Source organism: Ruegeria conchae, assembly GCF_000192475.1.
Classification (GTDB): domain Bacteria; phylum Pseudomonadota; class Alphaproteobacteria; order Rhodobacterales; family Rhodobacteraceae; genus Ruegeria; species Ruegeria conchae.
Genome location: NZ_AEYW01000022.1, coordinates 301,445 through 325,383, shown reverse-complemented (window position 1 = coordinate 325,383; position 23,939 = coordinate 301,445). Strand labels below are relative to the sequence as shown.

Annotated in this window: 31 protein-coding genes; 12 read left to right on the top strand and 19 right to left on the bottom strand. The window is 52.1% G+C overall.

The window, feature by feature from the left end; genetic code table 11:
- The first annotated feature begins 52 nt into the window (after positions 1-52).
- On the top strand, positions 53-808 hold the full coding sequence (locus G7G_RS23400) for a prephenate dehydrogenase/arogenate dehydrogenase family protein (protein ID WP_010443210.1): 756 nt from the start codon (positions 53-55) through the stop codon (positions 806-808).
- A 20-nt stretch (positions 809-828) separates the two neighbouring features.
- On the opposite strand, the gene G7G_RS0119815 is transcribed toward G7G_RS23400, so the two are convergent.
- The 3 genes from G7G_RS0119815 to G7G_RS0119805 all read right to left on the bottom strand — a co-directional run bounded on the left by G7G_RS0119815 (position 829) and on the right by G7G_RS0119805 (position 2,171).
- Complete coding sequence (locus tag G7G_RS0119815) at positions 829-1,428, bottom strand: class I SAM-dependent methyltransferase (RefSeq protein WP_238528838.1); 600 nt, start codon at positions 1,426-1,428, stop codon at positions 829-831.
- 71 nt (positions 1,429-1,499) lie between these two features.
- Positions 1,500-1,718, bottom strand: a complete 219-nt coding sequence (locus G7G_RS0119810; protein WP_010443208.1) for a helix-turn-helix transcriptional regulator — start codon at positions 1,716-1,718, stop codon at positions 1,500-1,502.
- A gap of 3 nt (positions 1,719-1,721) precedes the next feature.
- A complete protein-coding gene (locus tag G7G_RS0119805) occupies positions 1,722-2,171 on the bottom strand; it encodes a hypothetical protein (protein WP_010443207.1) in 450 nt (149 codons plus the stop codon).
- Positions 2,172-2,448: 277 nt separating this feature from the next.
- Between G7G_RS0119805 and G7G_RS0119800 the strand changes: the two genes are divergently transcribed.
- The 5 genes from G7G_RS0119800 (at position 2,449) to G7G_RS24030 (ending at position 6,217) form a co-directional block, all read left to right on the top strand.
- Complete coding sequence (locus tag G7G_RS0119800; protein WP_010443206.1) at positions 2,449-2,679, top strand: DUF1192 family protein; 231 nt, start codon at positions 2,449-2,451, stop codon at positions 2,677-2,679.
- Positions 2,680-2,891: 212 nt separating this feature from the next.
- A complete protein-coding gene (locus tag G7G_RS23395; RefSeq protein ID WP_010443205.1) occupies positions 2,892-3,407 on the top strand; it encodes a hypothetical protein in 516 nt (171 codons plus the stop codon).
- A 1,660-nt stretch (positions 3,408-5,067) separates the two neighbouring features.
- Entirely contained in the window at positions 5,068-5,205 is a 138-nt protein-coding gene (locus tag G7G_RS24450) for a hypothetical protein (protein WP_010443203.1), read from the top strand.
- Positions 5,205-5,894: a hypothetical protein gene (locus tag G7G_RS0119780; protein ID WP_139056631.1), complete on the top strand. Its 690-nt coding sequence runs from the start codon at positions 5,205-5,207 to the stop codon at positions 5,892-5,894. Before G7G_RS24450 ends, G7G_RS0119780 begins: the two co-directional genes overlap by 1 nt.
- Before the next feature lie 74 nt (positions 5,895-5,968).
- Positions 5,969-6,217 (top strand): ParB N-terminal domain-containing protein, encoded by a 249-nt coding sequence (locus tag G7G_RS24030; protein ID WP_010443201.1) that lies wholly within the window; start codon positions 5,969-5,971, stop codon positions 6,215-6,217.
- Here the strand turns inward: G7G_RS24030 and G7G_RS24925 are convergent.
- The 3 genes from G7G_RS24925 to G7G_RS0119770 all read right to left on the bottom strand — a co-directional run bounded on the left by G7G_RS24925 (position 6,149) and on the right by G7G_RS0119770 (position 7,500).
- Positions 6,149-6,865, bottom strand: coding sequence for a fatty acid desaturase (locus G7G_RS24925; protein ID WP_010443200.1), 717 nt, complete (start codon positions 6,863-6,865; stop codon positions 6,149-6,151). The genes G7G_RS24030 and G7G_RS24925 overlap by 69 nt on opposite strands.
- Entirely contained in the window at positions 6,844-7,116 is a 273-nt protein-coding gene (locus tag G7G_RS24920) for a fatty acid desaturase (protein ID WP_310793665.1), read from the bottom strand. Before G7G_RS24920 ends, G7G_RS24925 begins: the two co-directional genes overlap by 22 nt.
- 177 nt (positions 7,117-7,293) lie before the next feature.
- The gene (locus G7G_RS0119770; RefSeq protein WP_010443199.1) at positions 7,294-7,500 is read right to left on the bottom strand and encodes a cold-shock protein; all 207 of its coding nucleotides are present in this window, start codon (positions 7,498-7,500) and stop codon (positions 7,294-7,296) included.
- A gap of 1,092 nt (positions 7,501-8,592) precedes the next feature.
- Between G7G_RS0119770 and G7G_RS0119765 the strand changes: the two genes are divergently transcribed.
- The gene (locus G7G_RS0119765; protein WP_010443198.1) at positions 8,593-8,820 is read left to right on the top strand and encodes a hypothetical protein; all 228 of its coding nucleotides are present in this window, start codon (positions 8,593-8,595) and stop codon (positions 8,818-8,820) included.
- Here the strand turns inward: G7G_RS0119765 and G7G_RS0119760 are convergent.
- Genes G7G_RS0119760 through G7G_RS0119750 form a run of 3 tightly spaced genes read right to left on the bottom strand, consistent with a single transcriptional unit; the run spans position 8,810 to position 11,443 of the window.
- Complete coding sequence (locus tag G7G_RS0119760; RefSeq protein ID WP_010443197.1) at positions 8,810-9,721, bottom strand: PhzF family phenazine biosynthesis protein; 912 nt, start codon at positions 9,719-9,721, stop codon at positions 8,810-8,812. The two genes, G7G_RS0119765 and G7G_RS0119760, sit on opposite strands and share 11 nt — an antisense overlap.
- 54 nt (positions 9,722-9,775) lie before the next feature.
- Positions 9,776-10,756 (bottom strand): alpha/beta fold hydrolase, encoded by a 981-nt coding sequence (locus G7G_RS0119755; protein WP_010443196.1) that lies wholly within the window; start codon positions 10,754-10,756, stop codon positions 9,776-9,778.
- Between the two features lie 60 nt (positions 10,757-10,816).
- On the bottom strand, positions 10,817-11,443 hold the full coding sequence (locus G7G_RS0119750; protein ID WP_010443195.1) for a pyridoxamine 5'-phosphate oxidase family protein: 627 nt from the start codon (positions 11,441-11,443) through the stop codon (positions 10,817-10,819).
- Between the two features lie 118 nt (positions 11,444-11,561).
- On the opposite strand from G7G_RS0119750, the gene G7G_RS0119745 reads away from it, so the two are divergent.
- On the top strand, positions 11,562-12,491 hold the full coding sequence (locus G7G_RS0119745; RefSeq protein ID WP_010443194.1) for a LysR family transcriptional regulator: 930 nt from the start codon (positions 11,562-11,564) through the stop codon (positions 12,489-12,491).
- Between the two features lie 19 nt (positions 12,492-12,510).
- Here the strand turns inward: G7G_RS0119745 and G7G_RS0119740 are convergent, their stop codons facing one another.
- From G7G_RS0119740 to G7G_RS0119720, 4 genes are all read right to left on the bottom strand, one after another.
- Positions 12,511-13,080: a carboxymuconolactone decarboxylase family protein gene (locus G7G_RS0119740; protein WP_010443193.1), complete on the bottom strand. Its 570-nt coding sequence runs from the start codon at positions 13,078-13,080 to the stop codon at positions 12,511-12,513.
- A 137-nt stretch (positions 13,081-13,217) separates the two neighbouring features.
- Entirely contained in the window at positions 13,218-13,703 is a 486-nt protein-coding gene (locus G7G_RS0119735; protein WP_010443192.1) for a YHS domain-containing (seleno)protein, read from the bottom strand.
- A 48-nt stretch (positions 13,704-13,751) separates the two neighbouring features.
- Positions 13,752-14,618, bottom strand: a complete 867-nt coding sequence (locus G7G_RS0119730) for a cysteine hydrolase family protein (protein ID WP_010443191.1) — start codon at positions 14,616-14,618, stop codon at positions 13,752-13,754.
- Positions 14,619-14,779: 161 nt separating this feature from the next.
- Entirely contained in the window at positions 14,780-15,790 is a 1,011-nt protein-coding gene (locus tag G7G_RS0119720; RefSeq protein WP_010443189.1) for an AraC family transcriptional regulator, read from the bottom strand.
- A 194-nt stretch (positions 15,791-15,984) separates the two neighbouring features.
- On the opposite strand from G7G_RS0119720, the gene G7G_RS0119715 reads away from it, so the two are divergent.
- A complete protein-coding gene (locus G7G_RS0119715) occupies positions 15,985-16,857 on the top strand; it encodes a bile acid:sodium symporter family protein (RefSeq protein WP_010443188.1) in 873 nt (290 codons plus the stop codon).
- A 520-nt stretch (positions 16,858-17,377) separates the two neighbouring features.
- On the opposite strand, the gene G7G_RS23770 is transcribed toward G7G_RS0119715, so the two are convergent.
- A complete protein-coding gene (locus tag G7G_RS23770) occupies positions 17,378-17,959 on the bottom strand; it encodes a TetR/AcrR family transcriptional regulator (protein WP_010443187.1) in 582 nt (193 codons plus the stop codon).
- A gap of 124 nt (positions 17,960-18,083) precedes the next feature.
- On the opposite strand from G7G_RS23770, the gene G7G_RS0119705 reads away from it, so the two are divergent.
- The 3 genes from G7G_RS0119705 (at position 18,084) to G7G_RS0119695 (ending at position 21,123) form a co-directional block, all read left to right on the top strand.
- Entirely contained in the window at positions 18,084-18,674 is a 591-nt protein-coding gene (locus G7G_RS0119705) for a YceI family protein (protein WP_010443186.1), read from the top strand.
- 65 nt (positions 18,675-18,739) lie between these two features.
- Positions 18,740-19,279, top strand: a complete 540-nt coding sequence (locus G7G_RS0119700; protein ID WP_029622210.1) for a luciferase domain-containing protein — start codon at positions 18,740-18,742, stop codon at positions 19,277-19,279.
- Between the two features lie 479 nt (positions 19,280-19,758).
- Positions 19,759-21,123 (top strand): alpha/beta fold hydrolase, encoded by a 1,365-nt coding sequence (locus G7G_RS0119695; protein WP_139056630.1) that lies wholly within the window; start codon positions 19,759-19,761, stop codon positions 21,121-21,123.
- A gap of 361 nt (positions 21,124-21,484) precedes the next feature.
- On the opposite strand, the gene G7G_RS0119690 is transcribed toward G7G_RS0119695, so the two are convergent.
- The 5 genes from G7G_RS0119690 to G7G_RS0119665 form a co-directional block, all read right to left on the bottom strand.
- Positions 21,485-22,081, bottom strand: a complete 597-nt coding sequence (locus G7G_RS0119690; protein ID WP_010443183.1) for a hypothetical protein — start codon at positions 22,079-22,081, stop codon at positions 21,485-21,487.
- Positions 22,082-22,085: 4 nt separating this feature from the next.
- Positions 22,086-22,274, bottom strand: a complete 189-nt coding sequence (locus tag G7G_RS0119685; protein ID WP_037321980.1) for a hypothetical protein — start codon at positions 22,272-22,274, stop codon at positions 22,086-22,088.
- A gap of 2 nt (positions 22,275-22,276) precedes the next feature.
- Positions 22,277-22,588, bottom strand: coding sequence for a hypothetical protein (locus G7G_RS0119680; RefSeq protein ID WP_010443181.1), 312 nt, complete (start codon positions 22,586-22,588; stop codon positions 22,277-22,279).
- 144 nt (positions 22,589-22,732) lie between these two features.
- The gene (locus tag G7G_RS24445; protein WP_010443179.1) at positions 22,733-22,897 is read right to left on the bottom strand and encodes a hypothetical protein; all 165 of its coding nucleotides are present in this window, start codon (positions 22,895-22,897) and stop codon (positions 22,733-22,735) included.
- Positions 22,890-23,897: a hypothetical protein gene (locus tag G7G_RS0119665; protein WP_010443178.1), complete on the bottom strand. Its 1,008-nt coding sequence runs from the start codon at positions 23,895-23,897 to the stop codon at positions 22,890-22,892. The genes G7G_RS24445 and G7G_RS0119665 overlap by 8 nt, the downstream gene beginning before the upstream one ends.
- Between the last annotated feature and the right edge of the window lie 42 nt (positions 23,898-23,939).

The window sequence follows — 23,939 nt, the reverse complement described above, 5'->3', positions numbered from 1 at the left end:
GTCTTAGCGTGAAATGATCTCCTGTCGGGCGGCAGTTTTTTGAGGTCATGAGATGAAAAACTCTAGAGTTGAAAAAGCCGCGACATCTGTCGGGATCATCGGTTTCGGCGCATTTGGGCAACTGATTGCAAGGCACCTGAACCAGCAATTCAAGCTGATTGCATATGATCCATCACCAAACCTAAGAAAAGACGCGTCGAAGCTCGGCGTGTCATTTGCTTCTCTTGGTCAAGTTGCAAAGTGCGACGTTATTGTAATCGCTTCACCTGTTTCAAGCTTTGAGAGTGTAGCGAAATCCATTGCTGCAATCTGCCGGCCAGGTGCGATCATAGTTGATGTTGGCTCGGTAAAAGTTCAACCCTCTGAAATTATGGACAGGCTACTCCCAGATTACGTCAGTATCGTCGCAACCCATCCACTATTCGGCCCGCAAAGCGCTCGCAATGGTATCAGGGGCCTGAAGATTGCTGTTTGTCCAATACGCGGACATCACCATACCCATGTTGCGGCTTTTCTACGAAAACACCTGGGCCTTCACGTCATAATGACGACACCAGACCAGCACGACAGGGACGCAGCAACTGTTCAAGGCATTACCCACTTGATTGCCAAAGTGTTGCTGCGCATGGGGCCATTACCGTCTCGCATGACGACCAAAAGCTTTGACCTGATCTCAGAAGCAATCTCGATGGTACAGCATGACGCGCCCGAGGTTTTTGAGGCGATTGAAAACGCGAACCCCTACACAAGAGAGGTCACAAAGGTTCTTTGGTTTGGCGTTCGAACTGAGTTCCATTTTGGAAGATAGCGAGAAGCACGATTGAGCAGCTACCTAAGCCTAGCCCCGTTCTTCGCAACGATGAATGCGGCCGAACCATTCTCCGGACGCCATTTGTGTTCGATGCTGAACCCGAACGCCTGCATTCTCTCGACAAGGACTTCTTGGGTAAGAACGCGGATCTTGGGCAATAAACCGATGGCCCCAAGGGCTGGTATAACGTACTTCTCCACTCCCTCCAGGCAGACTGTCGAGCTGAAGAGCAGGCCACCCTCTTTCAGTGAGTTGCTAACACGATCCAAAGTTGCGTCAAGATCCAGAACCAGGTGCAGTATCGACATTGCCAATACCGCATCATACTTCTGATCCTTTACCGGAATGGGCCAGCAATCGAACGCACTTACTTCGAAGTTCACGTTCCCAACACCCTGTTCTTTGACTTTCTCCCGAGCAATTGAGATCATTTCTGAAGAGTAATCGATGGCGTCGATATGAGCGACATTTGGAGCGTGAATGAGTGCCGTCGTTCCCGTGCCGCAACCGATTTCCAGGAGGCGATCCTGAGGAGATAGATGTCTCGCAGTAAAGTCGAGCTTATATTCGTAGGCGGCTTGGTTTCCGACGGGGCGGCGCGCATATGAACGCGCCATCATGTTCCAAAATCGTGGTGGATGGATGAGCATATCTGTTCCTTGGAATAATAAGTTGCAGTCGTGAAGACTTAACTGGCGTCTTGGATGTCGAAGACTTTTTCGAGGGGCTTGTCGAAGACGCGGGAAATCAGGATCGCCAATTCAAGCGTTGGTGAATATTTTGCATTCTCGATGGCAACGATTGTTTGCCGGGTGACACCAACTCTTTCGGCGAGCTCTTTCTGGGTCATTTCGTCGGCGTCAAACCTTAGACGTCTGATGTTGTTGGTGATCTTGAGCTTTCCCATGGCTCAATACCCGCGCCGATAGCTGATGAATTTGACGATATCTGCCGTAAAAGACCCGAATGCCATGCCGAAATAGATAATGTTAAACCCAATCAAAGCTGATGCGTTGAAGGCCAGGGCCAGGACGGCAGAGACAAAGCCTGCTCCTGCGAATACAATGATGGCGAGACTACCGCGGCGTTCGAACATTTTGTCACGTTCATCGACGACGAAACTGGGTTTGGGTTCGCGTGTGACAATTGCAAAACCGATATTGAACAAAATTGTGCCAATTATGGTAGCGACGATGCCCAACGGGATTAGCCAGATGACCATACGGGCCCAATTGTTGACGGCATCAGGGCCATCGAACATCCCAGAGGCATTCATGTCCAGAAGCCGAAAAACGACGAAGGCACTGACAGCAAGATTCACAAAGATCGAGACGACAGTATTGCGATCCTGGTAGGTCATTTCTGAAGTCTCCATAGTGCAATATGCAATTGGTTCATGTCCAATTTTTTTGACACTATGTATGCTTTACTATACTCAATGTCAAGTAACATTGCCACACCACATTAGCGAGTTGCTGGAATTCGCGTTGGTCACTGACATCTATTGGGTTACCAACCTAGGCGATTACGAGCCCATACCTCGCTGCTGAAGTTTTTCGGAGCACCAACGCCTGGCTGAAGCTTTGGCAACAACACTGGCTTCGTTCTGCTATCATCAGACAACAAAGGTGGATTCGATGACAAAAACTGAAACTGAACAGTACGAGCACCTCCAGTTCCGGATTCCGAAGGCGAAACTGGATGAGTTTAATACGATGGTCTACGAGCGCTATGGCATGAAGCATGGCGGCAAGACCAAGATGTTTCTCGATCTGATTACGGAACATCAGACATCTCAGAGGATTGCGCTGTTGAAAGCCGAGATAGAACGGTTGGAACAGCAAAGGCAGATAAAGCACGCGCTCTAGGAAAATGATCCACCGCGGAGCCGATAGTTCCTGTGGTCATGGGTAGCGAGAAGCAGTTGCAAATCCAGCACAAAGAAACGCGACTTTCCTGTAGTAATAGATACTACAACTTGCAGTTGACGCCCCAAGCAAAGACCGTTGTCCCGCCAAAGTGTTGCCGGAACCCAATCGGAGCTGACCCTCCTACCGGCGGGATTCCAGGAGGGCGCGTAATGTCTGAAGCTGAAGCCACCATCAATGTGGTCGACTACGACAACATTCAGAAAAGCGTTGAGCTCGAATTGGGTGAGACCCCACTGGGCTGGTCGGGGATCGTGACCGAGCTCTTTGAGCACATCAAAGTACGCAGTGACGAGCTTGGGATCGAATATCCAAAGGTACTCCAAATCAAGGAGAAATTTGGCGAACTCCGGATCTACTTCAGCAAAGTATCTGAGGATGAACGCATCCGCGGATGGGTCGCAGCTACTATCAATCGAGCAAACCAAAGTTGCGAGCAATGCGGGAACGCGGCACGCCCTCAGAATTTAGGGAGCTGGATCATGACGTTATGCTGTTGGTGCGCGCATGAGGAAGCGGCCAGGCGGTTCAATGAGCACAAACGCCGCTATTTCCGCCGGACGGACGCACCCGAGCACCTCGTCTGTGCGGTCTGTGGCTACGTTGGACATATCGACCGTTCAGATGACAGGCGGAGGTGCCCCAGTTGCGTGAAAAAAGGCTGGTGAGATCCGAGCAGGTTCCACTCAGATCACGATACACATCATCTTGTGTGGAGCGACTTCAGAGCCGATCTCCCGCGGTGCCGGAGAAGACACGGAAGCTGCAAACCAGTTCACGCCGACTAAGCAACCGGGCGTTCTGGCGCTCATTGTGAAACCAGAATCACCTCCCGATTCTCACCTTGTGTGGGGAAATATTCGTGCCTGATACGGTCGAGAGGCGGCAAATTACACAACCCATGATAGAAAGTTCCCGGAACTACGCGGTAAATTACATCGTTTGTCATACTTCATGTTGACACGACAACCCATGCTGGTTCAGCTTCGCCACATGACCAACACACGCATCCTCTGCCAGCGAATATCGACCTGAGTCGATACCCCACGCGAAACTCGTGGGAGGCAGCATTGGCATGCGGGCGGGGCTTATCTGTGACCGGTCGCAGCCCGAAGCGGACATTAAAAACAATACTTTGCAATTCCGGCTTCGCGGACGAAGCCGCCTTTAGATTTTCCTCTATCAGTGTTCGGCTTCGTTGCGCGGCCGTTTCGTGACGAGTGTGCGTCCTTGACTCTTAACAGGCTAGGAACCACAAGTGTGTATTGGTAAGTTTTATTCGTCGTCGCGATGCTGCCGGCTTCGATAATCCAATGGCCTTCAGACTAATTGTAGCATGTGCCCCAGCATAGGAACGGGTTTCGCTGGGGTCTTCGCTATGAGCTCGTTCCTCGCAAGCATTCGCAATTGTCACCTGACATGCATCAGTCATTGCGTGACCCATGAAAGAAGGCGCCGTATGAACAGCACATGGCTCATAAATTGCGTGCCTAATGACCGATAGATCAGGTCTCAGGCTCCGTTTCAATCAGTCTTTCATCGTGTTTACGCGCCGCATTCTTTGTTTGATCCCAACACTTTTGGTGTTGCTCTCAGGAACGCAGCTTCCTGCTCAAACCGCAGGTAATACCGACGGATTAGTTTGTGACGAAGGTTTTGAAAACAAGAATGGATCGTGTCAAAGAACTGACATACCCGAAAACGCGTATTTGACGGGCAGTTCCTATGGCAGAGACTGGGAATGCAATCATGGATTCAAGCATGTTGGGGAGTTTTGCGATGAAATCTATGTTCCTGAGAATGCCTATCTTGCATCGACCGGAGATCGATGGAAGTGCAATCGCTTGTTCCAACGTGTCGAAGATAGATGTGAAGAAGTGTTTGTGCCTGAAAACGGGTTCGTCGAAACACGATTTGGTGCTCAGGAAGCACATTGCCACTGGGGTTTTCGCAAAGAGGGCCGGGAGTGCGTTACAATAGATGTTCCCGAGAACGGGCGCTTATCTGACAGGCGAAGCGCTGATGGCTGGGTGTGTCTGAGAGGGTTCAAAGCGACGGAAGGTGGCTGTGACTTTGTGATCGTTCCCGATCACGCGTACCTCGCGTCTGACACATATTCTGGATGGAAGTGTGAGCGTGGTTTTCGCGCGAACCAGGACAGGTGTGTCGCGATCTTTGTCCCTTTCAACGCTCACTTAAATCGAAGAGGTGACGGTTGGGAATGTAATCGGCCGTTCACGAGACAGAATGACAAGTGCGCCGAAAATGTGCCGCGACAATAGGTTGGTGGAAATCAATACCGCCTGAAATATCCGGAAGGACCAAGCCGTGAACCATAACTCGATTGACGAAAATCTGGGCAAAAGGCTCAAGGCGGAAAGGGCGCATCGCTGGTCCTACAATGTAAAGATGTTTATCGCGATAGCGGTATTTGTCACGGCGGTAATTGTTGTGGTGTTTTTCTGATGCGCAAAAATGCCCCTCAAGTAACCCTTCCGGACTACAATATGTCAGCTCGTGGTTTGGAACAAAGAGCATTTCAGGACCGCAGTGTTCGTAAGTCGCGGAACGCTGACGTATCAGGAGTGATTGAAGTAGAATTTGGAAAGTACTTGATTAAGGCTGGCGTTCTGAGCGGTAATAGTGTTGCACGAGCATTTCCCATGCCACCAGCTAAAACGCAGGCAATGATTGCCGATGCTGTTGGCGAAACGCCGGCATTAGCCATTGAAGCCTTAAAAGAAGTTCTCGAAGAACGAGACAGGAAGCGTAGCAGTCAACGCCGTTTGGAGGGAAACTCCGGCACCCTCGTTCCCAGTGAAAGAGAATATTCCGAGGCATTGCGCCAGATCAGGCTCACCCCTGCGCAGGTCACAATGCTCAAAGCACTTACAATCGCAGGCAAGGACGGTCTGACCATTGGTCACTTGTCTCAGGCAGCCGGTTACAAATCGCGCGAGGCATCCATAAAGGTCTTCAAAAAAATCGGACTATTGATTGCAGAATATCTGGAACTCGAACTTCCCGAAGCCGGATCGGTACAAAATGATGGCGCTGCGCAGGTCTTGGCGTTTTCTCACATCGAAAGTGACGATGAGCCCGCGACTTGGATTATGCATCAGGAACTGCGTGATGCTGTTCGTTCAGTCCTATGACGTACGTTCCAGCGCCTGCTTTTGAAGCGAACACCGAACCGGGACAAATGCACGAAAGGTTGCACACGTAGCTTATGTTGGGAAAAAGACCATATCCGCTTGAATTGATCTATGTACCTATAAAACGTGCAAAAACACTTGATCAGCAAAAAGTCCTGACGCTGGCCGATGATATCCTGAAGAACGGCCAGAAGACGCCTATTCAGATACGCGCGGATAACAAGAGGTTCGTGCTGATTGAAGGCCTTCACCGATTAGAGGCCATTCGCGCCTTGGGCGGTGATACGGTCGAAGCCTATCTGGTACGCGCTAGGTTGCACTAAATGCCTATTGGAATTGGCGTTAGACAAAGCCTCGGAAAATGTCAGCAGACGTTGACTTTTTTCATCCCAAAGATGCAATCGAGCACAATGAAAGCTCTCATACAGAGTAATACGCTGGCAGTTTTCTAACTCAGAATGGTCACGCAAAACCTCGTTTAGCCGATAAAAAGGTATTCGGCTGGCGAGGTGGTGAACATGATGCACGCCTATATTAGCAGAGAACCAACGCAGGATGTCAGGCAGGGCATAGTGAGAACTTCCATAGAATGCGGCGTTCTGAAGATTCCAGCTCTCTTCCCGATCCCAGGTCGTGTGTTCAAACTGGTGTTGAATGTAAAAATGCCAAATACCAAGTGACGATGCGACAATCATGGTTGGAAGGAAAACATACGCCAACACATCAAAGCCTCCGGCCCAAAAAACCAGTGCCAATAACCCTGCAATCGCCACGTTTGTTCCCATTGCACTGGCCCAGTACAGCCAGCCTGACCGCATGAAACCAAGAGGTAAACGATTTTGAATGAAGAATGTATAGATCTGCGCAACACCGAACAGGAAGATGGAATTCCGGGTCAGACGATAAGCGGCACGCCCGAACCACTTCCGCTTCAAGTATTCTTCAGTGGTCAATGTAGGGATGTCACCCATACCGCGCGATCAAGGTTACCGGTTGAGGCGTGGTGAATCGCATGGCTTTGCCGCCAAACGTCATAGGGTGTCAGGGCAAGAACACCAAGAACCCGGCCTGTCCAATTGCAAACAGTGCGGTTTCTAAAGAATGATCCATGACCGCAATCATGCATAATGATGAAGATACGGAACAGAAATGCGGCATTCAGGATGGTCAGTAATATTGCGATCCAGACGCTAAAAGATGAAGCCGTCCACGCTAGGGCCAATAGTGCGAATAAGGGGACAACAGTGATCGCAATTTCTTAAATACTGCGCTTCGCATCAGGCACACGGTATTGCGCGAGCGCCCGCGTCCAGACTTTTGTTTGCAACTTACTTGTTCTCCAACAGCTTATAGTAGCCCAGTGTGCAAACGGGCACCCAGAAAGGGTGCCCGAAAAAGGTCAGGCGAGTGCCAGATTGGCAGCGTTGTCGCGTCCGTCACGGCCTGCTTCAATGTCGAAGGTAACCTTCTGGCCATCCTTCAATTCACTGATGCCGGAACGTTCAAGTGCCGAGATATGCACGAATACGTCGCGCTTGCCATCTTCAGGCTCGATAAAGCCAAATCCTTTGGTCGAGTTGAACCATTTTACTGTGCCATTTGCCATGGTGGAGCTCTCCTAATACTTGCCGCCCGCATCATTGCGGCGACTCGGCGTGGTCGGTCTGAATCGAAAGACTGAACGCCGAATTGGGGAGACAGCAGGTCGAAAAAGAAAAACGTAAGCCTTGTGTATCTGGACTTCGAGTACACACGATACAAGCCTTGATGTTTTGGCGGACAACAGAGAATTTGAGCCTGTCTGGCTTAGAATTTGGCAAGTACAGGTGAATCCGTTGCTCTTCGATCCAAACTTGAAGGTGGCTTGGGTCAGTAGCACAGAAGACTAACGACCGTTTTTAAGGAAATTGTCCTGCTGCATTCGAGATAGCGACAAGAGTCAGTTTTGGTGCCTTAACGAGACTTTGCAAAGTCCGCTTCCTGCGCATTGCTGACCTCAGTGCGCAGAGAAGCTCTTAAACCATTGGGCTCATGGCTGGCGCTGACGGCATATTTTCGACTGACCGTTTTTCGGGTGCGGCGGGTGGTTGACTGACCAAGGTGCAAACGCTCCAAACGCAACTTATGTTAAATCTAGAACCCTCTATGGATCGGGGGGAAAAATCCGCAATTCTATACGTGAGATTAAGTTCGACCCGCGATGGTTGCCCGGTAGTCTACAATAGGATTTGACATGAAAAAACTTGCAACCATCGACCTACCCAAAACAAACGCAAACGCCTTTGAAGTACTTGCGCGCTGACAGACCGCTGCCGAAAGCGCCGGAGTCGAGCAAGCCAAAATTCAGACTTTTCTGGAGGACGCCGTCCAAGGTGACTTTGAGCACTTGTTGCGTGTGGTGAAAACCCACTTCAAGGTCTCTAGCGCCCGGACTTGATTAGTGAGGGCCTGGTAGGCCCCCAGGTGTAGGTGTGCGCATAACACTTCGCACACCTACACTAGATGTAGGTGCGCCCAAAGCTTTGCATTTCGCCTAAAGATTTGCATCTTTGGCCCAAAACATTGTGCGCAAAAGCCACGCACAGAATTTAGAATGCAAAGCTAATTGCGCACAGCGCAAATTTTGGTTGGTCCCATGCCATAGACGTGGCCTCCGTGAAGCTTGAAGTTTGCCGCTTCCAACCCAAAGTGGACAAGAATGATCTACGTCAAGAGCGGAATGCGGACTTCCGCCGTAGTTTTCTCAGATGGCGGCTGTAGGCTACATGACAAGCGGGTGCTATTGCTTAAGGTCAGCGATGCGCAGGAATCCGGACTTTGCAAAATTCAGCGGACGGCCCAATTCGGACGTGGCCCGATGGGCGTCGTTGCTGCGGTGCAGCCCGCCAAGCCAGCCATTCGCCGCGAGCGCAACGCTAGAAACTAATTCGACGCGAGCACATGACCTTGCCGAAACCACCTGCCAAGAGGCCGGAGATTGTTCCATTGTCGATTTCCAGATCGACTTTTATCAGGCTCGGACTCGCCGGGTTCATAAACACCCCTTGTTCGATTTGAAATGATCGTTGAGATGATACGACAAAGTCGTGCAATACACATGCTAAGGGCCCCGCAGCCATCCCCGTCGCGGCTTCTTCCTCAATCGCGTATCGGGGCGCAAACATGCGGGTTGTAGCGTCTCGGTCGGTCGCCGATGGGTCTCTTGTGAAGACGTAGTAGCCGATCAAATCCAGTCGTTCGCTGATTTGCGTGATTTTGGCAAAATCTGGTTTCACATTGGCAAGACCATCGGCATCAGCGAGGCCGATGACAATGAAACTGTTACCGGTATTGACTAAAACCGGTGGTATTTCCTGATCAAGATGATGTCTGTTGATCCCAAGGGAGTTCAGTACATCGTCGATGCTTACACCTTTTTCCACCCATTCCTCTGGTATCGCGTATTTTGGGGCCAGCTGTTCCATATAGGCGGCACCCTCTTTCATTAGTATGCGCCTTGGCCCATCAACTGTCTCCTTCGAGGTGTTGGGATTGGGAATCCGGCCCAGCGCGTCAAGGTGAGAGAAGGCGGCAATTGTTGCATGACCGCAATGAGCGATGCGCCTGTTCGGTGTGAAGAAATCCAGTTTGAAGCCCTCTGTCTTGGACTGCGACACAAAGGCCGTTTCGGACAATCCAACCCTTGCCGCGACGGTTTGCATATCCTGTTCGCCCAATTCATCAGCTTCCAGGACGACGCCTGCGGGATTTCCACCGGCGCCACCGTCGACAAAGCCGTGTACGATTTCAACCGTTACCTGTCTGACAGTATTTGCTTGCGTATTCATTGGTTTTCTCCATGCGTCGGCCGCACCTTTGAGCATGGTGCGGCCAGTTTTACGTCAGTTGCTGGCGGCGGTGATGCGGTTCAGAAAGGCGGTCATTTGCGCCGCAATCTCGGGCCCATATTCTTCCAGCGCGAAGTGACCCGTATCGAGCAGATGAAACTCGAGATCATTCAGATCGCGTTCATAGGGATAGGCGCCTTCGACCGGAAAGATGTGATCATTCTTACCCCACATCAGTAGCGCCTGGGGTTGATGCTTCCGAAACAGCGCTTGCCATTTTGGGTACTCGGCAACATTGGTGCCGTAGTCTAGGAATAGTTCAAGTTGCACCTCTTGATTACCTTCGCGGTCGAGCAGGTATTGGACATGCCAATAATTGTCGGGACTGATCAGTTCCGGTTTTTTAACGCCGTGGGTGAACTGCCATTTGGTTGCATCCAGAGTGAGGAATCCACGAAGCTGGTCGCCGTTCTCTTGCGATGGCTCGGCCCAATAGGCTTTGATTGGATCCCAGAACTCGCGAAGCCCTTCCTCGTAAGCATTCCCGTTTTGAATGATGAAGCCGGTTACCCGCTCGGGCTGTTCCGCAAACATTCGGAAACCAACCGGGGCACCATAGTCCATCAAATAGACCGAGTACTGTTCGACTCCCTTCCGGTCGAGCAGCGATGTCATCATTTCGGAGATATTCGCGAAGGAATACTCGAAGCCTTCGGCCTTTGGCATCTCCGACGCTCCAAATCCGGGAAATTCGGGTGCGATCACGTGGTAGTGCTTGGCCAGTTCAGGGATAAGGTTGCGGAACATATGTGATGAGGTCGGAAAGCCGTGAAGCAGCAGGACAGTAGGTCTGTTTGGATCTCCTGCTTCACGATAGGCGATAGCGATGTCGCCGATTTCTTCCGTGCGGAAGCTGACAGCCTGCGTAACTTCAATTCCAGTCTCTGCGGCGATTGCTGGCGACGGTGTAAATGGCGCAGCAATGGAAAGTGCGAGAATGCTGGCGCTCAGGACGGATTTCAGATTGCGCGACATGGATGTTTCCTTTCTTCAGGTTACGGCGTGCGTGGTTGAACGCGCGGGGCTTGATATCGGTCAGTTTTGCTTACCCAGTGCCTCTTCGAGCCTTGCGTTTCGAGCTTTCAGTGCTTCCAGCTCAGTGCGAAGCGGGACGAGGTAATCTTCAAATTCTTCAAGGGTCAGGCGTTGGGGGATGTGCTGCGGGCAGTTCCAGTCCATCGCCTCAAGCTTGATCACAATCGCCCGCTCAGGATGAGCGCGATAGCCCGGCTCACTCAGGCGTTGCATCAGCGCCGGATCGGCATTGGCATCAATGAGTTTCGCCCGACCCCAGATCTTGAGGCGTCGCTGATTGGGATAATCCATCAGGATCAGCGAGATTCGGTCATTGCCCAGCAGATTCCCAGTGCTGAGATATTGCCGGTTGCCGCGGAGATCGGCGTAGGCAAGTGTCCGTTCATCCAACACTTTCAGAAAACCCGCTGGTCCGCCGCGAAATTGTACATAGGGCCAGCCGGTTTCCGAGACTGTTGCCTGATAGAAGCCGTCTCTTTGCCCGATGAACCTGGCCTCGACCGGGCTGATTGAGTCCTCCTGACGCGTGCCGTCCAGAAACTTCGCGTAGCCGTTAGCTGACCCGTTTTTGGCCTGCGTTTCGCGAACGGAGGGCGTGAAGCTGATCTCTGCAAAGGGTCGTGCCATTGAATTCTCCATCTCGGCCTGGGCGATGCCCTGGGACTGAGGTGAAGTTAATTGGAGCTTTCAAGTTGCGGAATTTGGATACTTGGCAATATATTATTCAAAAATATGGAATAATACCTTGGACAGATTTCACGCGTTAAAAGTCTTTGTGAAGGTCGCCGAACTAAAAGGTTTCGCTGCTGCGGCCCGCGACCTCAACATGTCACCACCGACAGTGACCCGAATGGTTTCTATGCTTGAGGACAGCCTCGGGCTACGTCTTTTTGTACGCACAACGCGCTCAGTGATGCTGACTGATAGCGGGCAAAGGTTTTTTGAGGATGCCAGACGTATTCTGGCTGACCTTGAAGAGGCCGAGCGCGCCGCTGTCGGTTCCTATACCGAACCGACCGGGGAAATTAGTGTTACTGCATCAGTCCTGTTTGGCCGTATGTTCGTCACTCCAATTTTGGGCGAATTTCTGGATCTGTATCCAAAGCTCTCAGCGCGCACGCTCTATGTGGACCGAGTGGTCAATCTGATTGATGAGGGTCTCGACGTCGGGATCAGAATTGGCAACCTCGCTGATTCCAGTTTGATGGCTGTCAGGTGTGGTACGGTGAGGCAGGTCGCGTTTGCTTCCCGTAAATATCTTGACCAATATGGCGAACCAGATACGCCCGATGATTTATCCTGCCATGCAATCATTAATTCAACTGCCTTGAATGCATCGGCCCAATGGCATTTTCAACGGGGCAGAAAGACTGTCACCAAACGCATGAGCCCACGCATCAGCATGAACACAAATGACGCTGTGATCGAGTTGGCCTTGCAAGGTCATGGTGTCGGGCGGCTTCTGTCCTATCAAGTCGCACCCTACATTGCAGATGGGCGGCTCAAGACTGTTCTAAAGTCGTATGAACCACCCGAAGTCCCCATCCATCTTGTGCATCAAGAGGGACGAACCGTGTCAGCGAAGGTGCGCACCTTTGTTGACTTTGCTGTCGGACGTCTAAAATCAGATCCCCTTCTTGTCGGGAATAAAACACAGGTCCAAAAGCAAGATTAACAAATGGGCGGGCGTCGCGCTATTCAGCCACTGCCGCGACCGAGGCGATCCATGCATTTGGCACAAAGGCATCATCCAACGCGGTGTCCGCCACATGGTTCGTATAGTTCGACAGGGTTTTCAACGCTGTGCCGAGGATGACTTCCAGCATAGATTGGCGTGTGTAACCAGCCGTCAGAAACGCCTCGACCTGTGCGTCGCTGGGCCAGCCTCGGCTTTCGTTGATCACGATGGCGAATTTGCGCAGTGCTTCCAATTTGGGGTCGGCGATAGGGCTGCCACCGCGTAACGCTGCGATCACGTCTTCGGGGATACCAGCCATCTGTGAAAGAGTGGTATGGGCGGCCATGCAGTACTTGCACCCGTTCAACCGGTTGTTAGTCATAAGGATGATCTGGCGCTCAGTCTCTGACAGGCTGGTCTTTCCAAAGATGTTGGCAAGTGTCGTATAGCCTTCCAAAATCGCGGGCGCTTCGGCCATGGCCGCGTAAAGGTTGGGCACAAAACCATATCCTTTCAGCGATGCTTCCAGAATTGGTTTCGCGGCATCAGGGGCTGAGGCGATTGTATATGTCTCAAAATCAGTCATGTCTGGTTTCCTTTGGGAAGAGTTTTCGACACACGCGAATTGTCATTGCGGACAGGGCGTCTTGGAGAAATGCCGGCCTTTTGGGGAGGGGAGAGGCAGCGGCGGCTCCGACCGGCAAAAGCCACCAAATTCCTCGATCAAAGGCTGCCGACAGGCGTGTGGTGGATGTCTGCCCACTTGGCATGGGCGCCTTGGATCACGGTCTCTTTGTCCTCAAGGTACTTCTTGAAGATTTCCTCATTCACAAAGAGATAGAGCTTGTCGTCCACGATATCGGCATACCGAACATCGCCATCAAGCTTCTTGCCTACATAGACGCCAAAGGCGCAGAACCCGCCGAATTGAGGCAGATGTGCCGTCGGATCCGCCTCGAATGTGGCTTTCGCTGCCTGCGACGCAAAATAGTAGTCCACTCCATCATGGGCCGATGTAAAAGTGGCGTTGCCCATTTCGGGTTTTTCGGCTTCAAACATCGATACAGGATCGACGCCATGCATGCCGAGGGGCTGCCCGGTCAAGGTAAGACTGTTCGAAACGTTGTATTCATCGTCAGCCAATGCCGCCGCCGCCAGGGCGAGAGTCAACGCTGTTGTAAGCGCGGGAAATGTAAAGATGCGTGTCATGATATGTCCTTTCAGGATGTCAGGATCAAATTTGAAGATCGATTTGGGTCAGGCCGATTGGCCAATGCGCTCAACCGCGTCGTCGGTCCACCAGACGCCGTTGGCGACCATACGGAAGTTGATGATGGCGGCGAGATACCCGTCACCTTCAGGCACCTTAGCCCCGGCTGTGGCATCGCGAACGACAGCGACTTCGTAGCCTAGCTCCAGCAGCTCGTAGAGATGCGCCTGCGTACAAAGGTTCGCCGACATCCCCGCGAGGATAACCTTGTCGATCTTGCGTTTACGCAATTGCAGGTTCAGGTCATTCTGAGCAGGGCTGTAAACCTTGTGTGGCGAGCAAATGATGGTTTCGCCATCCTCGATGTACTTCTTGTATTGCGGCATCCAATCGGCACCTGAGCCCTCGAAGTTGTCCAAATTGAGCGGTCCCAGGCGGTCAAACATGCCGATGCTGTGCATCGTGGCTTCCAGAGTGCCCTCGAACTCCCACTTGTGGTCATGTGGGTAGTAATAGTGGGGCGAGATGAAGACCGGCATCCCCGCAGCCTTGGCGGCAATGAAAAGCCGTTCGATATTGTCGACCGTGCCCTGTTCGGTCACGCTTTCGCCAACGACACCCCACGTCACACCGTCCTCTGACAAAAAATCAATCTGGGGGTCGGTCACCACAAGCGCAGTACGCCCCGGCTCGATGGTCATGTCGATTTGGGGAAGGCCTGGATTTTCCGGGTCAGCATAGTAGGCGCGTGCTTCGTCGGTCGCGGCATGGGCCTGCCCGCCAGCCACTATTGTTGTACCTGCCGCGGCCGCACCGGCGGCTTGTTGCAAGAGTCGCCGGCGCGCCATATCAACGCGTTCGGGCGTGACGTCGCAAGCGCAGCTTGCTCCATGTTTGTGGTCATGATTGCTCATTGCAAATTTCCTTTGTCTGAGAGGGGCAAATGGGTTTGCTTTACTCGGCAGCGCCCCAGGTGGATCTGACAAAGAAGAAGTTATGCACCACATCGATTGAGGTATCGGCCCGCCCTGCCAAGGTTTTGGCCGAACCTGCCATGTGGTCTTGAGGTGTGTGCCTAGTCGGAGGTCGCTTGCTGCCTGAATCGTGCCGGAGCCTGGCCAACCCAGCGCTTGAAGGCGCGGCTGAACGTGCTCTGTTCCGAAAACCCGGTCATAAAGGCGATCTCGGCTATGGAAGCCTTACCGTCACGGAGCAGGTCACGGGCAAGTGCAACTTGCGCCTGACCAAGAACGTCGCGATAGGTCAGCCCTTCTTCGGCCAACCTGCGGTAAAGCGTGCGCTCGCTCATTCCCATCTCTTGTGCGACATGCGCTGCTTGCGGCGCGCCGTTACTCAAGGCCGGTGTAAGCCGGTGGACAATTGCTTGGCTCAGTGAGGTGTCTTCATCGCGAGAGTTGAACTCCTCATCCAGGTGCTTCGTCATGAAATCTGACAAGCCCGGATCGCCAAGACGATTTTCGCTTTCCAGCATAGCAGGGCGCATAGCAATGGCGTTGTGGGCGCTCCCAAATCGAACCGGGCACCCGAAATATTCGGCGTAACGCTCTGGTTCTTGTCTGCATGGATGCTGAAACGTGACATATGCAAGCGACAACCCATCACCCACAAACCGATGCATGTTCCTCGCAAAGGCCGCAAGCGCGCATTCGTTGCGCAGCTCCAAGGCAGCGCGATGTGATGTTTGTCCCTCAAAAATCCAAAGGACCGGATCGCCGGTTTCATCAAGTCTGTAAACTGCGGTGTCCGTTACGAGACGAAAATAACGCTCGATCCGTTGCAAAGATTGCCGCAAGGTCGGAGCTGTCTTTACGGCTAGGCCAAGGACGCCGAGATCATCGGTCGCAATCGCGTTCGCATAGGCCTCAACCAACGCGGCCTCGTCCGCTTGTTGCGCACGAATCCAATCGATCAGATCGAAATACGCATCATCCGCCAATTGGCCGTCTTGAGCTTCTGGTAGACGCAGCACGACAGCGCCATTCGAAATCAGGGCGCCATCGTCGTTTAGCGTCATCCCGGCGGCGTTGGCCATCGCGCGGGCGAATGCGTAAGTTACACTTGCCATACAGTGAGATTAGCACTGGAAAGCTCTTTCACGCCAGATCGTCCAACCCTGTGATAGGTATAATAAATAGAGACAGCCTCGATCTTCGGGCGCTTGAGGATAAATGCGCCAAACTGATAACACTCGTCATCAGGTTTTCTGAACGGTATCGTCCGAAAGCGTGCGGAAGCATGCAGCCATAGAGGTCATGGTAGATGGGCGAAATTTTCATATCTGTTCTGCTGCCGCTCGCAGTTGTTGTCATCATGTTCTGCCTTGGCCTCGGACTCACAGCGGCTGACTTTCAACGTATCGGACGACGTCCACGGGCCTTTTGCGTCGGCGCTCTCAACCAGATCATTTTGCTGCCTTGCATCGCTTTGATGGTGACTTTTATCTTTGGAATTTCCGCTGAGGCAGCCGTTGGCATCATGATTTTAGCGGCCTGTCCGGGCGGGGCGATCAGTAACATCGTGACCAAGCTTTCGAATTGGGATGTCGCTTTGTCCGTTACTCTTACAGCAGTCTTCAGTCTGACTTGTGTCGTTACCGTACCGCTCATCCTGGGGTTTTCGATGCAGATGTTCATGGGGGCAACTGCGCCCGCTATCGACATTTCTTCGACGGCTTTAGCAATGTTTTTTTTAACAGCTTCACCGATCCTAGCCGGGGTGATCGCGCGATCCTTGGCGCCGCGAATTGTAGCTGCGGTCGAACCAATCTTTAGCAAGGTCTCTATGCTACTTTTTGCGATGGTCATCGGAGGCGCTATCATTTCAAACTGGGTGGTGGTCGCGGATAACTACCTTAGGCTTGGACCCGCACTTTTTGTTGTAGGTGCGTCACTCACGTTTATTGGCATCATGAGTTCAGGGATGCTCGGATGCACAGACATCGAGGCGAAGACGATTTCAATTGAGACCGGCGTTCAAAACGGAGCTTTGGGAATCGCAATTGCCACTTTGCTGTTGCCTAACACCAATGGGTTAAGCGAATATGCCATACCATCCGCAATTTATAGCGTGGTCTGGATCGTAACAATGTTGCCTGTCTTCGCCCTGCTTGCGCGAAGAAGCCCAATTTCATGATCCTGACGCCTATTCGCTAGCTTTGGTTATGCGCTGAGCCAAGCCCCTTTGTTTCCATGCCAGAGCGCCGTCTGGTCAAAGAGCGATCAAGGAGCTCCAAAGCCCGTTGTGGAACGGCCGCTTTGGCGATTTTCCCTGTTGAAGGGAAGAGCTGTTGCTGCCAGTGCGGTGGATCCTGCGTCAGCGAAGGTGTAGACGCCAAGGTCAGTTTTGTCCGCAAGTCGGAATTGCAAAGTCTTGGATTAAGTGTCCGGATTGGGCTGGACCTGCCAAACATGCAAGCCGTGGAGAATGGCCGCATCGAGCCCACTTTGGCCGATGCCGCGCGTTGCCCGAATTACAGAAATGCGCAGAACGCGGACTTTGCAAAATTCGAAGAACGATCATTGCGAGTCTTTGCCGAGACCTTTTGGAGCAACCGCTATTGGGAACTAGCTGGATATGCTTTTGATCTAATCTGCTGCTCTGCCGAAATCTCGCGCCTGTTGCAGGTCGCTTTGATTGCAAAGTCAGGCGATGGTCACTGTCCCGAATTGGTTTTCGCGATACTGCAAAGCAGATCAACATGTCGATCCAACCAATCCTCGTCCAGTGCTTCGTGACGTATGAGCTTGCGGAAATAAGGTGCCGCGACTGCTAGTTCTATAAGCTGTTCAACCGGAACATTCGTGGCGATCTCACCGCGGTCTATTGCGGCTGCAAATACTGCTTCAACGCTTGCGAACCTGTCTTTCATGAATTCAGTGATCACCAACCGCGCTTCTTCGTCGGTGGACGCAGCAGCGACCACCTGAGGCGCGATTTGGCCCCATGGTGTGTCATTCAAGGCTCCCATCAGTACGCCGAGTAACCAGCGCAGGTCAGATCGCAGCGGGCCATCGGTTTTGGGTGGTATGTTCGGCGGTGTTGCGATGCGCCTGAACGCTGCATCACGCAGACAGCGCGCATCTGGCCAGTGCCTGTAAAGTGTACTGCGCGAAATGCCAGTTGCCTTCGAAACTGCGCCATGAGTTACGTGCAACACGCCCTCATCCCTCAGTATCCTTTGCGCCGCATCAATCGCAGTCTGTCGTGTGGCGATCAGCCTAGGATCTTCTTTCAATCGCCCCTCCTGTAGAACATTTTGTTGCGCTATAGAACATTTTGTTCTATAAGTGTGATTAGCTAAAAACTAAAGCTCAATACTCAATTCCGCAAACAAGTCTTGTCAAAATGGGAGCGTATCAATGTTCAAAGTGGCAGCAACCCCGCTGGCGGTACTCTTATCGATGGGTGCGACAACCGCATTGTCCGAGAGTGGCACCTACGAGCTGGATCCTGGACACAGCCAGGTATTGTTCAGCTACGACCACATCGGGTTCTCAGAAACATTTGGAATGTTTTCAGGTTTTAGCGGCGAGATAGAGTTCAACGAAGATGATCCGTCTGCGTCGTCTGTCACAGTGTCTATGCCTGTAAAATCCATGATCACGGGCTGGGATGCCCGTTTGCAACACTTCATGTCCGATGACTTTTTCAGCGCGAGCGACGGTGACGTGGTCACATTCGCCTCAACCAGCATTGAAGTGACCGGGGACAATTCCGCGGATATTTCTGGCAACTTGACCATGAATGGCGTCACCAAGCCTGTTGTTCTGGAAACAACGCTTAACAAGTCAGCGCCATACCCGTTTGGCCCAAAAGAGGGCACGCCGACCTTGGGGCTGGCTGCCACGGCGACTATCGTGCGGTCTGAATTCGGACTTGGGGCCTTTGCACCTGCGGTGAGCGACGAGATAGAGCTCTTGATCAATATCGAAGCGTTAAAAGCTGAATGATGCGTGCAGGGGCACCGATACGGCGCTGAGTACTCAATCTTTGATTTTGGCGGATGGTCAACACGATGAATGTACACCTGAGAACATTGGCGGTTGCTGTGACGGTAGTGACATTGATGTGCTCGATGGCGTCCGCGCAAGAGCGCTCCTTGCCGGAGCGCATCTCGCCCCGTCCTGAAACAACAAGCGGCGTGCCGCACACTCAGATTGGTGTCGAAATTAATGCCGATTTGGCCCAGCTATTGCTGGAGCGAGTTGCGCAATTCCCGGGGGTCATACTTGGCCCCACACGCATATCATTACCTGGCGCGATTGGCTTTCAGCTTGATCCCGATATGTTGTTGTCCCAACCGAACTCTATCGTCGGTGGGTTTGAGTTTGCGCACATGCATCCTGATGGCAGCTTGCACGCCTCGCTCGACCCAGAAATGGCGCGAAGGGCAATTGAGGCTGGCTGGGCCGTAGCTCACCCTTGGGCCAAGCAACGTCCTGGGTGGAGCGGCTTTGTCATGATCTATACTCCAACCACACCCGAAGAGCTGGATGTCGTCATCGAACTGGTTGAAAGCTCGTACACCTTCATCACCGGAAACACCTTGGGCTAAGCTCGAATTGCGCGAAAGTGTGCAGGGACGCCTGTTTTCTGTCAGAGAGCAGTTTCAGCCACCTTGTTTCTCGCAGTCATTTTTTTTCTTAAATTGTCGCCGTGGCGAATGCTCGATACCTTCAAGCCATTCACACTAATGGTAGCTGCCGTCCGCTTGTTAGATTTTGCAAAGCTCGGAGTGGAAGTTCCGCTTCGGGCTGCCATCGGTCACAGATGAGAAGAACTACGGACTGATACCATTAGATTGGATATTTCGAAGTGAACCTTCGTTAGCGACGTGAAATGCGTTAATCATTCACCTTAATTCTAGGTTTCGGCAGCCAATAAGACGTTTTGCTCGGCTGTGTGTTTCAGCGCAAGTTTGGGAACTTGCAGGCTTAGCAAAATGCCCAGGCACAAGTTTTGGTCACAAAAATCTATTCGTCTGTTAATTTTGGTTCAGAGGAATTGGTTTGGCTAAAAGGATCACATCGACTGATGAAGCGGAAAATTGCAGCGATCCTAAGCCTCGATGTCGTCGATTATACCAAGCGCATGTCAGAGGATGCTGAGACCACGCTGAACACTCTACAACGCATTTTGGACGATGTGATCAGACCGTTGGTCCATGAAAACAAAGGACGAATATTCAAGCTGATGGGAGATGGTGCTTTGGTTGAGTTTGTTGCAGCCACAGACGCAATTAATGCTGCCAGCCAGATTTTCAATCAGATGAGAGATGAAGACGTAACACTTCGAGGAGGTCTCCACGTTGGCGACGTAATGCCAAATGGCACAGACTTGTTCGGAGAGGCCGTGAATGTTGCGTCGCGCCTTGAGTCCAGCGCGCATATTGGAAGTTGTCTCGTCAGCAAGACAGCTGCTGAAGTTGCGGGAACTTCGCTGGCGGTTGCTTTGCGACCAGAAAGCTCGATACGGTTGAAGGGAATTCCAAATCCAGTTGAAGCCTACTCTATTGATTTAGATGGTGACAAAAGACGCGCAAAGAACAAGCTGCTGGCTAGCTCTCAAGACGTCCGCTTTGCAAAATCAAAAGACGGTACAACGCTTGCCTGGACATCCACTGGAAGTGGTAGAAAGTTACTGGTCACACCAAACTGGCTTAGGCATCTGGAATACGATTGGACGATGAACACCATCGCCGGGTGGTTGCCGCTGCTTTCTGAAAATCACTGCCTTTATCGGTTTGATGGTAGAAACAATGGTTTGTCCCAGAGGGGCGTGCAGGATGTATCTCTAAATCGCATCGTCGAAGATGTTGAGGCCGTACTGGACGCAGCTGGGATCGAAAAAGTGCCATTGTTTGGCATTTCTTTTGGGGCAACCATTGCCGCGGCTTTTGCCGCACACAATCCTGACCGTGTTTCGGGGTTGGTTCTACTTGGCGGATTCGCACAAGGACTTGCGGTTCGTTCACAGCCCGGCATTGCCGCGCTTGGGCAAGCTATGATGGATATGAGCCTCGAAGGCTGGAACGATGAATATCCTTCTGCAAGAGACTTGATGGCCCAGTCATTTGCTCCAACTGCAAGCCCGCATGACCAGCGCGCTTATGCAGAGTTTATGAAAGTGGCAATGGACCATCAGGATTGGCTCAAGATTGGACCGCTGGTCGCTGAAGTCGACGTAACCGACCTGCTTCCGCAGATCACCTGCCCAGCTTTAGTCATGCACGCTAATCGAGACAGGATGCACAGTGTTGAACAAGGTAGGATATTCGCCTCCGGCATCGAGAATGCACGCTTCATTGGCATTGAGACGGCAAACAACACAATGCCAGAGTATGATCCTGCTTGGCCTAAAACCCTGGTGGAAATAGAGCGTTTTTTGAATTCAATTTGAGCAGTGTACGTTGTTCTTCGCCAAAACTTTATTGTTCGAAGGTAAGAGGATGCCGTGCGCCCTTCGATTTTCGATACTGGAATTTAAAAACTCTAGGCTTCTCGTCATCGACCGCTTTGTCCTGATCTCGGAAATTGCAAAGTCTTGTTGCGAATGTCCGGTTTGGGCTGGTTGCGGTCAACCATGCTCATAGTAGAGACCGGTGGTACATAGTTTCGCAGAGCAGTGCTGGGGAAATGCTTATCCGGGGCGCTTTGGTTCCTAGCAGGAGAGGCGCTTAGAAGAAGCACGCACTACTACAATGACAGTCGCCATAGACTTCTTATGTCAAATATTGGTTAAAGGCGGCAGGTACGCTGTACTAGCGGTCTGGGTCTGTATCGAGTTTGCCCCAGAGATCATCAACCATATCTGAGAAGCCATCATTCGAGGCCTCCTTGGGCAGTAGACCAGCTCTTCGCCGGCGTTCGACCTCGTCCATTAGTTCTTCCTCTGTGGCTGTCTCAACCACATTACATCGAAGAGCTTCAATCTCGTCCGCTGTCCACGACTCAAATTTGTCAGCGTAGAAGCCCAGGGAAAAAGGCTCGTCATCAGAAATCTGCTTGATCACAGCATTCCAATCTTCGCTTTGGTTCGTTTCCTTTTCGACCCTCTCATCTAGTTCGCGGATTGACTTGCGGATCATCGGCAGCAGCTCTGCCTCAACGCTTTCTTCGCCCGCGCCGGTCCCCGCAAGCCAAAGGTCTGCGATCTTGCGGACGAGCCTCCAGACCGTCTGATTTCGAGGGTGGCCTTTAATCCGGCCGCTGAGACCTTTTTCTTGAATGCCAAACCGCTCGGCAGCACGTTCGTTCATCCGGATATTGTAATCGGACACGTCCGCGAGTTCTGAATCGTTCTCAGCCACAGCTCGGGCGACCTCTTGATCACCAACATAGACAACCACCTTCAACATCCCGCTACCCCTTCCTTCGCCGGTTCATCACTCGGTCCAGGTGGCTGTAGTCCAGATCTCGCATGATCCTTTGCACTCGCTCTGGATCGACTTCGCGATCTTTTCCAGCGGTGTAGACGATGTGTCTGACGTAGATCGCCAACGCGACAATGATCACAGCGGATAAGATCAAGCTGAAATGCTCGTCCCCCATCACTAAGTCTTCTTCCTTGGGTCTTCGATCCCGAGGTCGTCGAACACGTTGCCGCTGCCATCAGTGATCTCGACATCATCGTCGTCAGTCACTAGATTCCAGTTGTTCTCTTTGACCCATTCATCCCGCCATTTGGGCGCATCGGTCGGACGCTGTGCAAAATCGGCGATTTGCTTGAAAATCATTTTGCGCAATGCAAGCCAGACCTCCGGACCCTCTCTGCGACGAGCTTGCAACTCTGCGATCAAGTCATCCAGAGGAACATCCTGTAACGGGCGCTCGAAGATCTCTTCTTCTGAAAAATCATCTGTCATCACTCAACATCCTCGACACTGGTCGTCAAGACTAAGATCTTGTTTGGTTTTACAGTGATCTCCTTTCCTTCAATCTCTCGAAGTTTGCCGTTCACCAAAGTCTCGCAGATTACGAAAATGGGGCTTTCCTCTTCTGTAGTCTCGTTACTCATCTGCCTTACCCTTCGGCTCAGCAATCTTGCGTGCCCGGATCTCATCTGCGCTGATCGGCTTGGTTAGTTTTGCTCGACCGGCCGCGATTTCAGCTTCCAATAGCTTCAGCAAACGCATCGTCTCTTCGTCCACCTCAACGTCGTCGTCATCACCCATCAGACTTCTCCCGAGTACAGTAACAGTGAGAACAAAGCGCTTGAGACCTGTCGGTTGTCCGAACGACGTCACCAACGTGGCCACACTCTTCACACGTCACACCGCATCGAAATTCCATCCAGTCAGCGTACTCCTGAATGAGATCGTGGTATCGACTGAAACCGATGGAAATCTTGCCATCTTGGCCTTTCTTAATATCTGAGATCTGAATAGTTCCAGGGTCCAGTGCCCTGAAATCCTGACTGAAGGAAAGCTTGTGGAGTGCTTGCGAAATCATGACGAGCCAGCCCTTTCCGACAGCAGGAACAAGAGATGCGCAATCCGGAGAAACGAGGTCTGGATAGTTTTCCACAATGTCCAGCCTCAGGCTGTTGGGCCAGGATTCTTCGGCGCCCTCAAATCGCCGCCGCAGAGCATCATTGTAGCACCAGCTGCAAAGCGTCGTCACAAACCCAAGGATGCTCTGGCGTTGGGCAGAATTAGAACAACCTTCACAGGTTTGCTCAATCTGATCGACACGCCATTGAATCTCTTCACTCGTAGCCTGGTTGCAGCCCGGGCCCTCATAGACGCGCAAGCCTCCCCATTTCTGTTTGATCTGAACGATGGACGGGTGCTCATCACCAAACAGGTCGGGCTGCTCGTCGATCAACCTCTTCACTTTCTCAAGTGCAAGCGTAAGCTGCTCCGCCCACCCGGCACGATACTCACCAAGCTGCTTGAAGACGCTTCCATGAATATCATTCCAGTCGACAACACTGCCCATCACTGACCTCCGGGCCCGCGCCTCTTTGAGATCGTGTGAAACCTCCGCCATAGCAGTCATCATACGGTCGACCACTTCGCGGTCATCACACTCGACATGCAGACCCTCGGTCGACCATGTGACGTCAGAGACGTGCGGAGCTAGGTAGTTGTGTGCCATCACCAAACGCATCTCTTCGGCGTACCAGGCGTCAAATGAGCGGAGATCATCTTGAGCTCCATGGTCCTCGATCACACCTCGAACCTTTTCCCGGAATTCCTTCTAGCTCTTTTCGAC

What these genes read in the sequence shown, in the direction of transcription:
- G7G_RS0119805 (WP_010443207.1), bottom strand. Translation starts at nt 2,171, where the DNA reads ATGACCTACCAGGATCGCAATACTGTCGTCTCGATCTTTGTGAATCTT.
- G7G_RS0119685 (WP_037321980.1), bottom strand. Translation starts at nt 22,274, where the DNA reads ATGGGGGACGAGCATTTCAGCTTGATCTTATCCGCTGTGATCATTGTC.
- G7G_RS0119690 (WP_010443183.1), bottom strand. Translation starts at nt 22,081, where the DNA reads ATGTTGAAGGTGGTTGTCTATGTTGGTGATCAAGAGGTCGCCCGAGCT.
- G7G_RS0119740 (WP_010443193.1), bottom strand. Translation starts at nt 13,080, where the DNA reads ATGACTGATTTTGAGACATATACAATCGCCTCAGCCCCTGATGCCGCG.
- G7G_RS0119810 (WP_010443208.1), bottom strand. Translation starts at nt 1,718, where the DNA reads ATGGGAAAGCTCAAGATCACCAACAACATCAGACGTCTAAGGTTTGAC.
- G7G_RS0119735 (WP_010443192.1), bottom strand. Translation starts at nt 13,703, where the DNA reads ATGACACGCATCTTTACATTTCCCGCGCTTACAACAGCGTTGACTCTC.
- G7G_RS0119765 (WP_010443198.1), top strand. Translation starts at nt 8,593, where the DNA reads ATGATCTACGTCAAGAGCGGAATGCGGACTTCCGCCGTAGTTTTCTCA.
- G7G_RS0119815 (WP_238528838.1), bottom strand. Translation starts at nt 1,428, where the DNA reads ATGGCGCGTTCATATGCGCGCCGCCCCGTCGGAAACCAAGCCGCCTAC.
- G7G_RS0119800 (WP_010443206.1), top strand. Translation starts at nt 2,449, where the DNA reads ATGACAAAAACTGAAACTGAACAGTACGAGCACCTCCAGTTCCGGATT.
- G7G_RS24925 (WP_010443200.1), bottom strand. Translation starts at nt 6,865, where the DNA reads ATGGGTGACATCCCTACATTGACCACTGAAGAATACTTGAAGCGGAAG.
- G7G_RS0119750 (WP_010443195.1), bottom strand. Translation starts at nt 11,443, where the DNA reads ATGGCACGACCCTTTGCAGAGATCAGCTTCACGCCCTCCGTTCGCGAA.
- G7G_RS0119695 (WP_139056630.1), top strand. Translation starts at nt 19,759, where the DNA reads ATGAAGCGGAAAATTGCAGCGATCCTAAGCCTCGATGTCGTCGATTAT.
- G7G_RS0119700 (WP_029622210.1), top strand. Translation starts at nt 18,740, where the DNA reads ATGAATGTACACCTGAGAACATTGGCGGTTGCTGTGACGGTAGTGACA.
- G7G_RS0119680 (WP_010443181.1), bottom strand. Translation starts at nt 22,588, where the DNA reads ATGACAGATGATTTTTCAGAAGAAGAGATCTTCGAGCGCCCGTTACAG.
- G7G_RS24445 (WP_010443179.1), bottom strand. Translation starts at nt 22,897, where the DNA reads ATGGGTGATGACGACGACGTTGAGGTGGACGAAGAGACGATGCGTTTG.
- G7G_RS0119720 (WP_010443189.1), bottom strand. Translation starts at nt 15,790, where the DNA reads ATGGCAAGTGTAACTTACGCATTCGCCCGCGCGATGGCCAACGCCGCC.
- G7G_RS0119715 (WP_010443188.1), top strand. Translation starts at nt 15,985, where the DNA reads ATGGGCGAAATTTTCATATCTGTTCTGCTGCCGCTCGCAGTTGTTGTC.
- G7G_RS24030 (WP_010443201.1), top strand. Translation starts at nt 5,969, where the DNA reads ATGTTGGGAAAAAGACCATATCCGCTTGAATTGATCTATGTACCTATA.
- G7G_RS23395 (WP_010443205.1), top strand. Translation starts at nt 2,892, where the DNA reads ATGTCTGAAGCTGAAGCCACCATCAATGTGGTCGACTACGACAACATT.
- G7G_RS0119770 (WP_010443199.1), bottom strand. Translation starts at nt 7,500, where the DNA reads ATGGCAAATGGCACAGTAAAATGGTTCAACTCGACCAAAGGATTTGGC.
- G7G_RS0119760 (WP_010443197.1), bottom strand. Translation starts at nt 9,721, where the DNA reads ATGAATACGCAAGCAAATACTGTCAGACAGGTAACGGTTGAAATCGTA.
- G7G_RS23400 (WP_010443210.1), top strand. Translation starts at nt 53, where the DNA reads ATGAAAAACTCTAGAGTTGAAAAAGCCGCGACATCTGTCGGGATCATC.
- G7G_RS0119705 (WP_010443186.1), top strand. Translation starts at nt 18,084, where the DNA reads ATGTTCAAAGTGGCAGCAACCCCGCTGGCGGTACTCTTATCGATGGGT.
- G7G_RS0119755 (WP_010443196.1), bottom strand. Translation starts at nt 10,756, where the DNA reads ATGTCGCGCAATCTGAAATCCGTCCTGAGCGCCAGCATTCTCGCACTT.
- G7G_RS0119780 (WP_139056631.1), top strand. Translation starts at nt 5,205, where the DNA reads ATGCGCAAAAATGCCCCTCAAGTAACCCTTCCGGACTACAATATGTCA.
- G7G_RS0119730 (WP_010443191.1), bottom strand. Translation starts at nt 14,618, where the DNA reads ATGAGCAATCATGACCACAAACATGGAGCAAGCTGCGCTTGCGACGTC.